The organism is Glaciimonas sp. CA11.2, from assembly GCF_034314045.1.
GTDB lineage: Bacteria > Pseudomonadota > Gammaproteobacteria > Burkholderiales > Burkholderiaceae_D > Glaciimonas.
Map to the genome: position 1 here is coordinate 5,363,241 of NZ_JAVIWL010000001.1, position 15,709 is coordinate 5,378,949.

The window sequence follows — 15,709 nt, forward strand, 5'->3', positions numbered from 1 at the left end:
ATTATTTTCCTTTCCAGGCTGATGCGGGAATCATGACTTCGCCACGCATGATCAGACGAGCGGTGCGAAGCAGGGCGGCGCGGGTAACGCTTTGTGGATGAGCAGGATCCAGTCCGAGTTCGACGCTAAATTCACCGGTCGGATGCTCGACAGATATGATTTTGGTGATGCCATCCGGGACGACAGCCAAGCCTTGGGCGACCGATCCTTCCAGTACGCAAGCGGTGGCCACGGTCACTGCGGCTAGTACGCCGATGGCGTCGTGACAGACGTGAGGAATGAAACAGCGGGTAATAATATTACCTGCGGCTTGTGGTAGGGCAAGCAGGCACATCTTTGGATAATTTTTTTTACTGACGTCGCCCAGTCCCATCATCGGGCCTGCCTGTAGCCGTAAGGCTTCTAGTTTTCCCTTCAGTTCGGTGTCGGCGTCTAGCTGTGCCACGGTCTCGTTACCACTGCGGTTGAGATCCGCAGCCCTTACCAGCACCATCGGCATGCCATTGTCAATCAGTGTCGCGTCGATGGTGAAAGGCGCAACGTTACTACCTTGCACGGCGATGGTGTCCAGTGCGCGTCCCGTTGGCAGCAACGCAGGGCATACTGAACCGGCTGTATCGAGGAAGTTAATAGTGACGGGTGCGGATGTACCGGGTACGCCGTCGATTCTGGCATCGCCGCCATATTGCATCCGACCGTTTGGTGTTTGGACTGTGATGTCGCATTGCATGCCGGTGTTCAGGGTCAACACTCTGACGGTCGTGGTGTCGCCTTGGGCAACGATGATGCCGCGCTCTAGCGCGAACGGGACAACGGCGGCCAGCATATTGCCGCAGTTAGGCGTGGTATCGACCGTGTTGTTGTCGGGCTGCAATTGCGCAAACAGGAATTCGAGGTCAACGCCGGGCTTGCTGCTGAGGCCTACGATGCCAGCTTTGCTGGTCAGCGGATGAGCCCCTCCCAGTCCATCAATCTGGCGGCGGTCCGGCGAACCCATGACGGCCAGCAATATGCTGTCGCGCAAGGCCCGATCCTGCGGCAAGTCGGAGTTGAGGAAGAATGGTCCGCGTGAGGTGCCACCACGCATCAGCATGCAAGGCACTGGAAGCAGATCAGATTCAGTGTTAAATGTGGTGGTCATGGTAAAAAGGTCATCTGACTTGAATGTGTCTAGTATCTGCAGGTAAGCGCGTCTTTTGGTTGCCTTATACCGTGATAAGCGTTCTAATTTGCTTATCAAGTTGTATCAGTGAGCGCGTCTTCAGCTATCCTCCTACTCCATGCCTATCCTGAACCTTCACCATCTTCATGTATTTAGCACCGTTGCTGCCACGGGAGGGATACGTCGCTCTGCGGACCTGTTGTATCGCGCGTCTTCTGCGGTGGGGAGATCGGTGGCGGCGCTGGAAAAACACCTTGAAATTCAGCTGTTTGAGCGCAAAGGAAACGGTATGCTATTGACGGCGGCCGGAGAAACCGTGCGCTTGCGGGCCCACATTATCGAGGCGGAGTTGCGCGATGTTCGCGATGACGCGGTGCGGTTTGCTGCGCGCGAAGGCGGCTTTGTTGGGAGCATGGAAGCACTGTTTAATGAGCGCCGCCTGCAGAGCGCGGTCCTGCTGGCTGACGTGCATCACATGCCAAGCGTGGCACGTGTGATGGGCATGTCGCAGTCGGCGATTAGCCAGGCGATAACAAAACTGGAGGACGCTCTTGGGCAGACGCTGTTCCGTCGTACCGCGCAAGGGATGATGCCTACTGACGCTGGAACACGCTGGATTTTACGATTCAATCGCGCGCTGGTGGAACTGGATCATATCGTTTCCGACGTTGCCGCGCTAAAGGGCGTGCTCGAAGGCGTCATCACGGTGGGTGCGCTTCCGCTTGCGCGCACGTTGGTGCTGCCCACTGCGATCACATCCATACTGAAAAAGTATCCGCAACTGCGGGTGCGTTCATTGGAAAGCACCTACGAAGAACTCACCGCAGGACTGCTTAGCGGTCGGGTTGATTTCATTATCGGCGCGCTACGAACCCCAACCGAGAACGGGCTGCAAGCATCGACCTTGCTGCAGGACGAGACGGCAGTGATTGCCCGAGCCGACCATCCGTTGGCATCAAAGTCTGTGCTGAGCTTTGATGATTTGCAACAGTACGCTTGGGTATTGTCCCGCGCCGGGACGCCGCTGCGAGCGTCGCTGGAACAATTTTTTCAAGACCACGGTAGAAAATCGCCACAACCCGCAGCAGAAACAGGAGACCTTGCCCTCCTTCGCGGACTGCTTGTGTCAAGCGATATGATCACTGTGCTGTCTGCCCATCAGCTGCATTATGAAATTACCACTGGGCAGTTGACGGTATTGCGGTTTCCAATGGATGGTCTCAACCGGCAAATTGGCGTGACAACGCGTGCTGGCGCGTACTTGTCTCCCGGTGCAAATGCGCTGCTGGCAGAACTTCAATCCGTGGCCAAAATCTGGCAATAGCGCATATTTTGACGGTCTCACCTCGATAAGATTTGTCATTGCACTTGAAGCAATAATTTCGCAGCGTGAGACGAAATACATCTATATTTAGTCAATGAATTGAAGTGGGCCACCTACCTCCAATAAGTAAGTTGCAACGCTCTCGAAGCTGAGAGCAATGCGACATATAGGCACTCTGCGTAGACTTCAATTATCAAGTTACTACATCTGCATGCCAGCAGTAACAGCGTCTTGGTGGCCCGCTACTGCGGTAATTAGCCCCATAAATTACAAAAACAATAATTGAATTTCTCTCAGGAGACGAAATGACTACTTCTCAAACGCTCGATGTTCGGGCTTATATTAATGACCGGAAAATGACCGGTTACCAATGGTTATTGCTTGGGCTTTGCTTTCTCATCGTGGCGACTGATGGTATGGATGTCGCCATCATGGGTTTTCTCGCACCGGGCATCACCAAAGAGTGGGGTATTGGCCGTGCGGTCTTTGGTCTTGTGATGAGCGCCGCCCCACTCGGGCTGGCTATCGGCGCATTGCTTGTCGGCCCGCTATCGGACCGATTCGGTCGCAAAAAACTATTAATGACCGCCGTGGCGTTGTTCAGTATATTCAGCATCCTTAGCGCCTACAGTACAGGCGTGACATCGTTATCCGTGCTGCGCTTTCTGACCGGACTTGGGTTAGGTGCGGCCATGCCGAGTACTACCACGCTGTTATCAGAGTATCTGCCCGAGCGGTCGCGCAGCACGTTGTTGGCGTTGATGTTCACCGGCTTTAATCTCGGTTCGGCACTGGTCGGGTTCGGTGCCGCGGCGTTGTTGCCGCATTACGGATGGCGTACGGTGTTGATGGTCGGCGGTGCGATTCCTCTGGCCTGTCTGCCATTTTATTTGTGGCTCATACCTGAATCAGCACGCTTTTTGGTGGTACGAAACTTTCCCAGTGACAAGATCGCGCGTACTCTACGAAGAGTTTGCGGTGGCAGCTTTTCCAGCGGCACGCGCTTCCTCCTGAATGAACCACCGGTGCAAAAAGGTATGCCTGTAAAAGCATTACTGTCGCCGTCCTATCGCAAGATGACGATCGCGCTATGGGTTACCTATTTCATGGGATTGCTGGTCATCTATCTTCTCAGCGGCTGGCTGCCGACGCTCATTAAAGATGCTGGCCTGCCAATCGAGCGTGCCGCTAATCTCACCGCACTGTTCCAGCTCGGTGGCACCGTAGGGGCTTTGGCCGTAGGTTACTACATGGACAAATTGACGCCGAACCGTGTTATTGCAACGGCATATATCGGCGGCGCGATATTCATTGTGCTGTTGGCTTCGGGTAGCGCCATCTCCAGCTTGTTCGGCGTCTACGTACTGCTTGCTGGCTTCTGCATGAGCGGCGCGCAGACCGGCATGAATGCTTTTGCACCGGCGTGCTATCCGACTGCGGTGAGAGCGACGGGCGTGAGCTGGATGTTGGGTATAGGCCGCTTTGGCAGCATCTCTGGCTCATTTGCCGGTGGTCTGATGCTATCGATGGGATGGGGATTCAGCGCGGTCATCGCTATTCTTGCAGTGCCCGCGATGATTGCAGCATTTTCAATTGTTTTCACCAGGTTTGCCCCCCGCGCCGCGAGCGCATAAGACATGTCGGATGAACGTTGAGCAGGTACGCCTCGCTCTCCGTTTGATCGGAAATTCCACTGGCACTGGCGCAATATGACTATCGCATTTTTCTTTCCACACATCATGTCCGTGCCTGCGCGCGGATTAGGAGCTCATTATGGCCAACATCATCGGCGCGATAGCGTCATCCCACACTCCCACGATTGGCTTTGCGCTGGATACCGGCAAACAACAGGACCCAGCTTGGGCGCCCATCTTCAAGGCTTACGAACCGGTCAGGCAATGGCTTTCAGAAAAAAAACCAGATGTGATTCTGATGATCTACAACGATCACGTCACCTCTTTCTTTTTCGATCATTATTCTGCGTTCGCGCTCGGCATCGGTGACTCCTGGCGGGTTGCAGATGAAGGCGGCGGTGCGCGTGCATTGCCGCCAGTGGACGGCCATCCCGCACTGTCGCGGCATATCGGTGCGTCGCTCATGGCCGACGAGTTCGATATGTCTTTTTTCCAGGATAAAGGGCTGGACCACGGCTGCTTTTCTCCGCTCTCTATTCTGTGGCCAAACACACCAAGCTGGCCCGGTGCCATCGTGCCACTGCAGGTGGGCGTGCTGCAATTCCCGGTGCCATCCGCACGCCGTTGTTACAAGCTGGGTAATGCGTTACGACGTGCAATTGAAAGCTATCCCGACGATATAAAGGTCGTACTGGTTGCCACCGGTGGACTATCTCACCAAGTACATGGTGAGCGCGCCGGATTTAACAATACCCCGTGGGACCACGAATTTCTGAACCTGATTGAAAACGACCCTGAGTCCCTCACCAACATGACCCATGCCGATTTTGCGCGGCTAGGCGGATTTGAAAGCGCCGAGGTCATCATGTGGTTGATCATGCGCGGCGCTATGTCAAGTCACATCAAGTGCCTGCATAAAGACTACTACCTGCCGTCCATGACCGGCATCGCCGTTGCGCTGTATGAGAACGATGCTACCGCGTCAGAGACTATCACTGCGCGCGCACGTGAAGAACACATGAACCACATGAATCATCAGCTAGCGGGTATCGAAAAACTACCAGGAACCTATCCTTTTAGCCTTGAGACCAGTGTCCGAACCTACCGCATAAACCAGTATCTCCATCAACTGGTAGAGCCAGAATTTCGGGTACGTTTTCTTGGCGATGCCGAAAGCACCTTTGAGGAAGCGGGGTTGACCGAGGTGGAGAGGAAGATGATTACTGAGCGCGACTGGCGGGCCATGATTCACTACGGCGTTATTTTCTTTTTGTTAGAAAAGCTAGGAGCAGTCGTCGGAGTGTCCAACCTGCATATTTATGCCGCCATGCGCGGCGAATCATTGGATACATTTCGCCAGACGCGCAATGCGCCAGGTGCACTGTATTCGGTGGCAGGAAAGGTAGATAAGGATTTAGCATGGAATAGCGAAATCAGGAAATGAATCGTCATAAAGTTGACTTGATATGTGATCGATAATTTGATTTTGTCGAGCAATCAACCTTATGAAACAGATTTTGGGTGGACTATAAGACTCACACCTAATTAGCCCTTTTATAGCAATTTCTGGCCGTCCGGCCGGAGTTCTCCTTGAGGAGAAACGTGCCGATACAACGTCTGCCGGGTAATTCCCATTTCGTCGCAAAGATCGCCTACGGTTGTCTCAGGCTGCCCCATGGCAGCCATTGCCAGACGCAGCTTGGCAGGTGTCATTTTGAATGGTCTCCCACCTTTTCGGCCCCGGGCGCGTGCCGAAGCCAGTCCGGCAATGGTACGTTCGGAAATGAGTTCTCGTTCGAACTCAGCCAACGCGGCGAAGATACCAAAGACCAGTTTGCCAGCGGCGGTCGTGGTATCTATTGCTACACCATCTCCGGATAACACCTTGAGTCCCACACCTCGACCGGTTAGATCATGCACCGTGTTGATGAGATGACGTAAATTCCGGCCGAGCCGATCCAGTTTCCACACCACCAAGGTATCGCCTTCGCGCAATGCTTTGAGGCACGCGGTGAGGCTGGGGCGATCTTCTCGTTTGCCAGAAGCTTGGTCTTCATAAAGATGTTTTGGATCGACGCCAGCAGCCACCATAGCATCGTGCTGCAAGTTGGTGTTCTGGGAGCCGTCCGCCTTTGATACGCGCATGTAGCCAACTAGCATATTTTTACCTGTCACTCACTTGTCACTTATACGGTCGATTATGTGACATTGTCCCGCAGTATTACTTCTTCAACAAAATTTGTCACTTAACCCGTTATTTATTGTATGACATACAAAGGGCTATAATCGATAAAAATGTGACACCAATTCGACCCATTCGACCCACGTTCTTATGATCATTTATTGTGCCTGTTAATTTTCTTACTCCTAGTCAGATTCGGAGCCATGGCCGTTACGATGGTCCGCCTACCGTAGACGAACTCTCACGCTATTTTCATCTGGACGACACCGATCATGCGTTAATCAATACGCGTCGGGAAAAACACACCAGGCTTGGATTTGCACTTCAACTCGCCACCGTCCGGTTTCTCGGTACCTTTCTCGATGATCCGGCGGACGTCCCCAACGAAGTTATCAGGATACTGAGCCAGCAACTGGCGATTGACGATGGCGATTACCTTTCAAAATACCGCAATAGTCGGCAACGCTGGGAACACGCGGCTGAAATACGCAGGCATTACGGTTACCGGGAATTTGCCGAGTATCCGGTTGGTTTCCGTCTGGGGCGATGGCTCTATGCCTTGTGCTGGACCGGAACCGATCGGCCGAGCGTGCTGTTCGAGCACGCCACTACTTGGCTATTGACCGGCAAGGTTCTACTGCCAGGCGCGACCGTGCTGGAACGTTTTATCGCGCGATTACGGCAGCGCGTGGAAACGCGGCTCTGGCGCATGTTGGCGCACGGACTGAGTCTCGAACAGCGTATGCGGTTAGATGACTTACTCACGGTTCCGGCAGGCAACCGCAATTCGACGCTTGACCGACTGCGTACCGGTCCGGTTATGGTCAGTGCCTCGGCGCTGGTGCGCGCTCTTTTGCGCATCGAGGCCATTCGTGCGTTAGAAATTAGGTTGCCGGGGACGGCAAAAATTCCGCCGAGTCGCATTGCCGCGTTGGCCCGCTTCGCCAACACATCGAAAGTCACGGTGGTGTCTAGACTGCCTGAGGCACGCCGCATGGCAACGCTGGTGGCTTTCGTTTATACGCTGGAAGCCACAGCGCAGGACGATGCGTTGGAAGTCATGGAAATATTGCTGCATCAGTTGTTCAGCGGCGCGATGAAAGTTGATCAAAAAGCGCGCCTGCGAAGTCTGAAAGATCTGGATGCGGCAGCGACGGTGTTGGCGCAGGCTTGTGCATTTCTGCTCGACGTCGAATTGCCCGATAAAAAGTTGCGCGCAACGGTGTTCGAGAAAATTCAACAGGAACGACTCGCTGAAGCTATGCAAAAGGTGAGCCCCTTAGTTCGGCCGCCACAAGACGTTTTTTATCGGGAACTACACGCCCGTTATCTTAGGGTGCGGCGGTTTTTGCCTTCGCTACTACAACATATACATGTTGGTGCCGGACCCGCCGGCCGCACTGTGCTGGAAGCCATCAAATATCTGCATGTGCATGAAATCGATCATAAACGGAAGATCGATCCTCCGATGGCGATCGTGACGAAAGCATGGTTACCGCATGTGATCCCGGGAGAGGGCCGACTGGATCAACGAGCGTATATGTTTTGTGCGCTTGATCAGTTGCGTTCTGCATTGCGGCGACGCGATGTATTTGCTGAGCCAAGTTGGCGCTACGCCGATCCGCGCAAAGGATTATTGTCAGACGCCGACTGGACGGCGACGCGACCGGTTATTTGCCGCACGCTCGGATTTTCTTCGGACGTCACACCGGTGCTGGCGGGCTTGGCGACAGAACTGGATCAAACGTATCGCGCTGTGGCGGCACGCCTGCCGGAAAATCCGGCTGTGCGCATTGTGTGCAATAACGAGCAACATGATCTCGTTCTGAGTCCGCTTGACAAGATCGAAGAGCCATCCTACTTGCTGGCATTGCGAGCAGAAGTGGCGGCGCGTCTGCCGCGTGTCGATGTGGCGGAAATTCTGCTTGAGATTGCCGCCCGTACCGATTTTGCGGAGGCGTTCACGCATGTGAGCGAACGCGAGGCGCGGGCGGCCGACTTGGTCACCAGTGTCTGCGCCGTATTACTGGCCGAATCGTGCAACACCGGATTTGAGCCTTTGGTGCGGCAAGATGTCGCGGCCCTGCGACGTGATCGACTGTCTTGGGTCAATCAAAATTACATTCGCGATGAAACGCTGATTGCCGTGAACATGCGTCTGGTGTCGGCGCAAAACAAGATCGGATTGGCGCATGCCTGCGGCGGAGGCGAAGTCGCTTCTGCTGATGGCATGCGTTTCGTAGTTCCGGTGCGCACCGTGCACGCCGGACCAAATCCCAAGTATTTTGGTATAGGCCGCGGCGTTACCTGGTACAATATGCTGTCCAGCCAATTTACTGGCTTGAATGCCATCACGGTACCCGGTACATTGCGCGATAGCCTGGTCTTACTAGCCGTCGTGCTGGAACAGCAAACCGAGCTGCAGCCGACCCACATCATGACCGACACGGGCGCTTATACGGACATCATCTTCGGTCTGTTTAGATTGCTGGGATATCGCTTCAGTCCTCGCCTTGCCAATGTCGGTGGCACGCGGTTTTGGCGCATCGACCCCGATGCCGATTACGGCCCGCTCGACAAGATTGCGAAACAACGGGTCAACATGGCACTGGTCGCTGAGCAATGGGACGATATTTTGCGCTTAATCGGTTCGCTGAAGTTAGGACGGATACCGGCTACAGGGATCATGCGCACGCTGCAGGTCGGCGACCGGCCTACGCGACTGGCCAAAGCCCTGGCAGAATTCGGACGTATTGAGAAATCGTTACACACACTGACCTTCATCGATGATGAAACCAAACGCCGTAATATTCTGATTCAGCTAAACCGTGGCGAAAGCCGCCACGCTCTTGCGCGGGCCATATTCCACGGAAAACGTGGCGAGTTGCATCAGCGTTATCGAGAAGGCCAGGAAGACCAACTGGGTGCTTTGGGGCTGGTCGCCAATGTCATAGTATTGTGGAATACCATTTATATGGAAGCGATTTTGAACAAACTACGCTGTGAAGGTTACGTGGTGATAGACGAAGATGTGGCGCGATTGTCACCCTTGATTCATGAGCATATCAACATGATGGGACGCTATTCTTTCGCGGTTCCAGAATCTGTGCTTCGCGGAGAATTGCGACCGCTTAGGTCGCCGGGCGATACGGATAGGGAGTCTATTCCGTAACCTTTTATATGAAAATTTTGTGGCTATCTAGTGTTTATATGACTTTTAGACTTAATCGCAGTTTCTGTTCCGTTGCTCCCCACACCCCTAATACCATTTTTACCGCTTCAGCTTTGTACTCGTCGCTGTATCTCTTTTGCGTTTTCATCCACACTCCTTTGAACTCAGTTTATCAAATTCGTGTGTCCGTTTTTTTCAGACTACCTCAGGTGGGCGAGTGCTGGTGGTCACATACACCACAAACAACCAAGCGGAGCTACGCTCCCGTTTTTCCGACCTTTACGGCACCAGCAGCGAGCATTTCGTCGTAAAGGGACTATTCTGTCAATGCCGGAGTAAAGATGTACCAAATGGCGCGTTAAAAGTGTACCAATCCGGGTTAATAAATAGAGCCGTTGAGGGCCTGAATTATTCTCTTTTCAATGCACATTTCTATACTCTGCAGAGTTGGGGTGGCGGGCGCAGCGCAGCGTAGCCCGTTCCCTCAAGACGTTGCTTTTACGGGTTGGCCCCTCCTTTTTCAGCAGTGCTGTTTGGTTTGACATTGCGCTGTTGCCGTTTCTTGCTGGTGGCCAATCGATACGATTCGCCGTTCATTTCCAGGATGTGGACGTGATGGGTAAGCCGGTCAAGCAAGGCGCCAGTCAGCCGCTCCGAACCGAGGACGCTGGTCCACTCGTCAAACGGTAAATTCGAGGTCACCAGCGTGGCACCGTGCTCATAGCGTCGGCTAAAGACCTCAAACAACAATTCCGCACCGACCGCTGTGAACGGCACATAGCCCAGTTCATCGATAATCAGTAACTTCACGTTAGTCAGTTGCTTTTGCAAGGCACGCAGTCGTTTCTCGTCACGCGCTTCCATCAGTTCATGGACCAGGGCGGCGGCCGTCGTAAAGGCAACGCTGTGTCCTTTCTGACAGGCAGCTAATCCTAGTGCCAGCGCAGTATGCGTCTTGCCAACACCCGAAGGTCCTAACGCGATGACGTTCTCGCGCTTATCAATCGTAAGCGATCATTTGAGTACGTCTGGTAAATCGTACCGAGAATCGTGATGATGGTGTCCACAATAAGGGGACAGCTATGGAAGAGAATCACTTCGGCTTATCGTGTACTTTGATTGTCAAGCGCTTACGGAATGGTCGTTGTCAGTATGACCCACGGGCCAAACGCGAATTAGTGGAAGCCAGTTTTCAGCCTGGGGTATCGGTGGCCAAACTGGCGTACCAGCATACGCTCAATGCCAATTTGTTACGTAAGTGGATTGTCCAATATCAACGCAAAAGCGGTGCGGCCCCGATGAAGGTGACGCGTGTCCCGGCACTGCTTTCTGCATTTATTCCTGTGGTGACAGTTAACACTGCAACGCCCGTGACGATGCCCACGCTGCGTGCGAGATTGCCCAACGGCATTGATATCGATGCCAATTGCACGACCCGCGACGAGATATTGTCGCTCCTTGAGATGCTTTGCCAGTTGCCATGTTCCGCCTTGACCCGGGACTGAAGGTGCATGTGCACCGGGATGCGGTCGATGGTCGCAAGAGCATTAACGGACTGGCGGCCATCGTCGAGCAGGCGCTAGGACTCGATCCGTTTGCCCGGGCCGTGTATGTCTTTTGTAACCGGCGGCGCGACCGTATCAAACTCTTGCTCTGGGATCGCAACGGATTCTGGTTAATGTTCAAGCGGCTTGAGGCAGACCGCTTCGCCTGGCCGCGTGAAGCCGCGCTGCTGGAACTGAGCGTCGAACAATTACACTGGCTGCTCGATGGCATTGACCTCAGCGCCATGCACAAACATCCGCTGCGCAGCTATGCGCGGGCGAGCTAAGACAAATAGTGCAGTTTCATTCGATTGTTGTCGGTAAACAACGGGTAACGCCCTTATGTTGAAATGACGTAAACCTATTTAGCGCGACATTCCGGTATGTTGTCAGTCATGGCACCTACACAGCTCCACTCCTCGCTTACCGCTGATGCATTTCAGACGCTCATCGCCGAGCGCGACGCTGCGTTGGCGCAACGCGATGCTGTGCTGGGCGAACGGGATATCGTGCGCGGTGAATTGCGTGTCATGCAAGTCGAGCGCGATCTGCTCAAGGAACAGCTCAAAGCCTTTCAGCGCCGATTATTCGGCGCAAAGAGCGAAGCGCGCAGCGCCGATCAACGCGACCTGTTTCTCAATGAGGCGGAGGCGCTCGCCGCACACGCTGCCCTGCCATCGCAAGAGAGCGAAGTAGACATTCCCGTTTCAGGTCATCAGCGCAAGAAACCGGGCCGCAAGCCACTGGACCCGGCATTGCCACGTGAAGTCATTCGCACCACGTTGCCAAAATCGGCCCGTATCTGCGCGCATGATGGCGCGATACTGGTGAAAATCGGCGTGGAAGTCAGCGAACAACTCGATATTATTCCGCAGCAAGTACGCGTGATCCGGCATGAGCGGGTGAAATATGCCTGTCCCTGCTGCGATCAAAGCATCAAAGTTACCCCGACTCGCTTGCGCATTATTCCCAAGGGATTGTTCACCGAAGCCGCGCTGGCCTGGTTCATTACCGCCAAATTCATCGACGGCTTGCCGCTGTACCGGATTGCGGCGTTAATCAAACGCTTTGGCGGCGATATCTCGCGCAATACCCTGGCCGCCAGTGTGGTGCGCATCGGGATTGCTGTTCAACCGCTGATTAATTTACTGCGCGATCATTTGCTCGACAGTGAGGTCGTATTTGGCGATGAAACGGTGGTGCAGGTACTCAAGGAGCCCGGGCGCGCAGCCCAAACCAGGAGTTATATGTGGATTCAGATGAACGGCGGCGTCGGTCCGCCGGTACGGCTATTCGGCTATGCGCCAGGACGCAGTACCCAACATGGGGCCGATCTCTGGGCCGGCGTGCGCACGGGCGCTGCGTTAATGACCGACGGCTATGCGCCGTATAACGCGATATCGGCCGTCAATGGACTTGTCCATTTAGCGTGCTGGGCGCATGTGAGAAGGTATTTTATTGAAGCCGAAGCCGTACTGCCCAGGGAAGCGCGCAGTGCGCAGCAGCCAGCCACGCAATTCATTACTCTGATCGGTAAACTGTACGCGGCAGAATCTCGTGCCAGCACATTGACGGCGCTGCAACGACAACGTTTGCGCATGAAATACAGCAAAGCGGTGTTGGCAGCGATCAAAGTCTTGCTCGACCATCATCTGGCAACGACTGCGCCGAGCGGATTGCTGGGCAAAGCCTTGCAGTATCTGGCAGGGCAATGGCCCAAACTCACGCGCTATGTCGAGAACGGCACCTGGCCGATCGATAATAATGTGGCCGAGAACGCGATTCGGCCGTTCGTGATCGGGCGCAAGAATTGGCTATTTGCCGATACCGTTGGTGGCGCAAAAGCCAGTGCCAATCTGTACTCATTGATTGAAACGTGCAAGGCGGGAAATATTGACGCTTACCAATATCTCACCGAAATGTTCACGGCACTGCCTTATGCCAATACTGTCGATGACTACGAAGCGCTGTTGCCCTGGAATCTGCAGCTGAAGAACCAGGCACCGGCATAAATCAATTTATGCCGCAAGGGACGTGGATGATTGATCGCTTACTATCAATCCACTCACAGCGTGTCAGTTCGAGCACCAGGGATTTGTTTAAGGTTGGCATCGCCATGAAGTCGAAGGTATCCAGACTCTTGGTCACCGGAAACCTGGCCAGACGGATGCGCCGCTCCATCGTGCGGCGTTCACGGTCGATACGTTCGAGTTCGCACAACCGTAATAAATAGCGTGGGTAATCTACGCCTTCACGCGCGCAGTCGGCGCCGACCTTCTCATACTCCCGGGCAAAGGTCGGCAGCTTCAGGGCTTTGAAGTGGTTGACCAACAGTACCTGCGGTGCCACCGTGGTGGTCTCGGACAGCGCCGCGCTGTTGGCGTTCATGCGAGGTCTCCGGTAACAGGTTGCGTCAGTAGCGCATTCCCGCTGAGCAAGCTGAGGTAGCTGCCGGCATCGGTCGTGCCGACCGTGGCGTTCGGCAAATACGGATACAGGGTTAAATCCAGCTTGGGTGGTCGTCGTTCGATGGCGCACAATACTAGGTGTTTGATGGCATCAAAGCTGAGCACGCCCAGATGATGGGCCTGGCCAATGGCACGCTCGACTTGCCCGATGCTGAAGGTTTCCAGCAACCGCAGGACCTGGATATATTCCTTGCGCCCACGCTTGTCCATGCGCGCTTCCAGCAGGCGTCGCAATCGCTCGAAGGCCGCTGGTAATGCCCACTCTTGCAGCGGTGCAGCCTGGTCAAGCGCACGCGGCTTCCTCTCCAGCAACGCCAGATAGTGCAGCGGGTTCACCACGAAGTCCGCTTTGGCATAACTGCGACGATGGTGCGCAATGCACTCCGGATTGCCAACCAGATAGATGTCGACCCAGTCGACGGTGCCTTTGACCAGCACCGCCTGATGACCGTATTGCGTCGGTACCGAATAGTCGTTGGTGCGGTAACGGACCAACGATTGCGATGATACCCGGCTGGTTTGCTTGTGACTGGCGTCATAGAGCGTTACCGGCAACGGCATCAATGCCGCCCGGTCATGGATGAGGCGCTGGCCGATGGTGTCAGATTGACCACGCAGCACGGCACGCTGACGTTTCAGGCAGCCGTCCAGCAATTGGCTATTCAATGCAGCGAAGTCATCTGCCACCGGCAATGGCACCATGAAGTGGCGTCGGCTGTAGCCGACCAGTCCTTCCACTTTACCCTTGTCGTTACCTTTGGCGGGACGTCCGAATTTATCATCAAACAAGTAATAACTCTGCAATTCGGCAAAGGCATGGGTCCGTCGGCGCTGGCCATCGCCTAATATCTTGGCCACTGCAATCCTGGTGTTGTCGTACAGAATTGATTGCGGCACGCCACCGAGAAACGCGAAGGCAGCAAGATGACCGTCCAGAAAGGCTTCCGTGTCTTCGGTCGGATACGCCTTGACGAAACACGCATCCGAATGCGGCATGTCCAGGCAGAAATAGTGGAAGCGGACCTTCTTGCCGCCGATGTACCCGTCGGCTTCGCCGAAATCGACCTGGGCATGGCCGGGGCGATGCGCCAGTGGCATGAACACTTCCTTCTGCCGGCTGGCCACACCGTTGACGTACTCGCGCACCAGGGTGTAGCTACCGTCGTAACCATGCTCGTCACGTAATCGTTCGCGGATACGTACCGCCGTATGGCGCTGTTTCACATGGACTTGCTTATCGGCCTCGAGAATGGCGTCGATGATGGCTGCGAACGGTGCCAGCGTCGGAGAGACCGGGGCCGGCGCTCGCCGATATCCCGGCGGTGCCGCGAACTGGCACATCTTCCTGACGGTATTGCGATGGATACCGAAGTAGCGCGCAACCGCACGCTCACTCTTGTTCTCGACCATCACGGCGCGACGTACTTTGACGTATATGTCCACGGGAAACATCCTTTCCGCCTTTCTTATGCACCATCAAGGGCATAAGACTACAGGCTGGGATTGGTACACTTTTAACGCGCCATTCACGGCCGTTTCAAGTGCGCTATCCGGTACATTATTCACGCGGCATTTATAGCTCATAATCACGTCAGATAAGTATCTGAGATTTATTAGAGGCGATGTCAATGTTTTTGCGAATGATAAAACGTGAGTCGTTGCCGAATTTCCAATCACATCGAATGACCGCTCTTAATCCAGCATCGCTCGTGCTGACAGTGGAGCTCCGCAAATACGGATACAGCATTAGGTCCAGCTTGGATATTCACGCGCTATTTATGGATTTTCGCGTCCGCGAAAATACCGCTTAATTTAATAGATACATTATGCATTCAACCAGTTAGCGCTGGAGAATTTGTTGTTTAAAAATGAAGCTAACCAAACAGAAAGGCGAGCGTCAGCCGCTTTTATGTGCGTAGCGCGCCAACGCGCGGAGGGCAGGATGAGAGCCCCAAGGCGAGCAAAGCTATGTTTTCGCCCCAGCGGAAAATAGCTGTTCCCGTCTTGAGCTCACGCCAGTGTGCTCAAGATTGCCACTCGTTCAGAGTGGCAACCAAGCAAGGATGGCTGCGCCCAAGTGCAGCCAAACTCTTTTGAGCGAAGCGTCCGCCCCAGCGGCAAAAGAGTGTGCCTTGCTGCCGTCGTCAGGACCCGCAGCCAGCGGGCACTCGACCAAAGCGGAAAAGCATGGAGCGTCCAGCGCAACCCGAAGGGCGATACTAC

The 15,709-nt window shown here is 54.5% G+C and carries 13 protein-coding genes; 7 read left to right on the plus strand and 6 right to left on the minus strand.

All coding sequences use genetic code 11. The features are described from left to right. Position 1: 1 nt before the first annotated feature. The gene (locus RGU75_RS23255; protein WP_322240109.1) at positions 2 to 1,141 is read right to left on the minus strand and encodes a 4-oxalomesaconate tautomerase; all 1,140 of its coding nucleotides are present in this window, start codon (positions 1,139 to 1,141) and stop codon (positions 2 to 4) included. Between the two features lie 139 nt (positions 1,142 to 1,280). Between RGU75_RS23255 and RGU75_RS23260 the strand changes: the two genes are divergently transcribed. From RGU75_RS23260 to RGU75_RS23270, 3 genes are all read left to right on the plus strand, one after another. After that, positions 1,281 to 2,486 (plus strand): LysR family transcriptional regulator, encoded by a 1,206-nt coding sequence (locus tag RGU75_RS23260; RefSeq protein ID WP_322240111.1) that lies wholly within the window; start codon positions 1,281 to 1,283, stop codon positions 2,484 to 2,486. Positions 2,487 to 2,791: 305 nt separating this feature from the next. Then, the gene (locus tag RGU75_RS23265) at positions 2,792 to 4,120 is read left to right on the plus strand and encodes an MFS transporter (protein ID WP_322240113.1); all 1,329 of its coding nucleotides are present in this window, start codon (positions 2,792 to 2,794) and stop codon (positions 4,118 to 4,120) included. Between the two features lie 139 nt (positions 4,121 to 4,259). Continuing rightward, positions 4,260 to 5,564, plus strand: a complete 1,305-nt coding sequence (locus tag RGU75_RS23270) for a gallate dioxygenase (RefSeq protein ID WP_322240115.1) — start codon at positions 4,260 to 4,262, stop codon at positions 5,562 to 5,564. 110 nt (positions 5,565 to 5,674) lie between these two features. On the opposite strand, the gene RGU75_RS23275 is transcribed toward RGU75_RS23270, so the two are convergent. Continuing rightward, positions 5,675 to 6,280, minus strand: a complete 606-nt coding sequence (locus RGU75_RS23275) for a recombinase family protein (RefSeq protein WP_322240116.1) — start codon at positions 6,278 to 6,280, stop codon at positions 5,675 to 5,677. 185 nt (positions 6,281 to 6,465) lie between these two features. Between RGU75_RS23275 and RGU75_RS23280 the strand changes: the two genes are divergently transcribed. Beyond that, positions 6,466 to 9,474: a Tn3 family transposase gene (locus RGU75_RS23280; RefSeq protein WP_322240118.1), complete on the plus strand. Its 3,009-nt coding sequence runs from the start codon at positions 6,466 to 6,468 to the stop codon at positions 9,472 to 9,474. Positions 9,475 to 9,972: 498 nt separating this feature from the next. Here the strand turns inward: RGU75_RS23280 and RGU75_RS23285 are convergent, their stop codons facing one another. Beyond that, entirely contained in the window at positions 9,973 to 10,479 is a 507-nt protein-coding gene (locus RGU75_RS23285) for an ATP-binding protein (protein ID WP_322240759.1), read from the minus strand. Between the two features lie 77 nt (positions 10,480 to 10,556). Here RGU75_RS23285 and RGU75_RS23290 point away from each other — a divergent pair, with 77 nt between their 5' ends. From RGU75_RS23290 to tnpC, 3 genes are all read left to right on the plus strand, one after another. Next, positions 10,557 to 10,979, plus strand: a complete 423-nt coding sequence (locus RGU75_RS23290; RefSeq protein ID WP_322232227.1) for a transposase — start codon at positions 10,557 to 10,559, stop codon at positions 10,977 to 10,979. After that, entirely contained in the window at positions 10,955 to 11,305 is a 351-nt protein-coding gene (tnpB, locus tag RGU75_RS23295) for an IS66 family insertion sequence element accessory protein TnpB (RefSeq protein ID WP_322232226.1), read from the plus strand. The genes RGU75_RS23290 and tnpB overlap by 25 nt, the downstream gene beginning before the upstream one ends. Before the next feature lie 108 nt (positions 11,306 to 11,413). Further along, a complete protein-coding gene (gene tnpC, locus RGU75_RS23300; RefSeq protein WP_322232225.1) occupies positions 11,414 to 13,030 on the plus strand; it encodes an IS66 family transposase in 1,617 nt (538 codons plus the stop codon). Position 13,031: 1 nt separating this feature from the next. Here tnpC and RGU75_RS23305 read toward each other — a convergent pair whose 3' ends face one another. The 3 genes from RGU75_RS23305 to RGU75_RS23315 form a co-directional block, all read right to left on the minus strand. Next, positions 13,032 to 13,406, minus strand: a complete 375-nt coding sequence (locus tag RGU75_RS23305; RefSeq protein ID WP_322240120.1) for an ATP-binding protein — start codon at positions 13,404 to 13,406, stop codon at positions 13,032 to 13,034. Then, the gene (istA, locus tag RGU75_RS23310; protein WP_322232686.1) at positions 13,403 to 14,938 is read right to left on the minus strand and encodes an IS21 family transposase; all 1,536 of its coding nucleotides are present in this window, start codon (positions 14,936 to 14,938) and stop codon (positions 13,403 to 13,405) included. The genes RGU75_RS23305 and istA overlap by 4 nt, the downstream gene beginning before the upstream one ends. A gap of 589 nt (positions 14,939 to 15,527) precedes the next feature. Next, the coding region (locus RGU75_RS23315; protein WP_322240122.1) for a hypothetical protein at positions 15,528 to 15,709 on the minus strand (182 nt) is incomplete at its 5' end.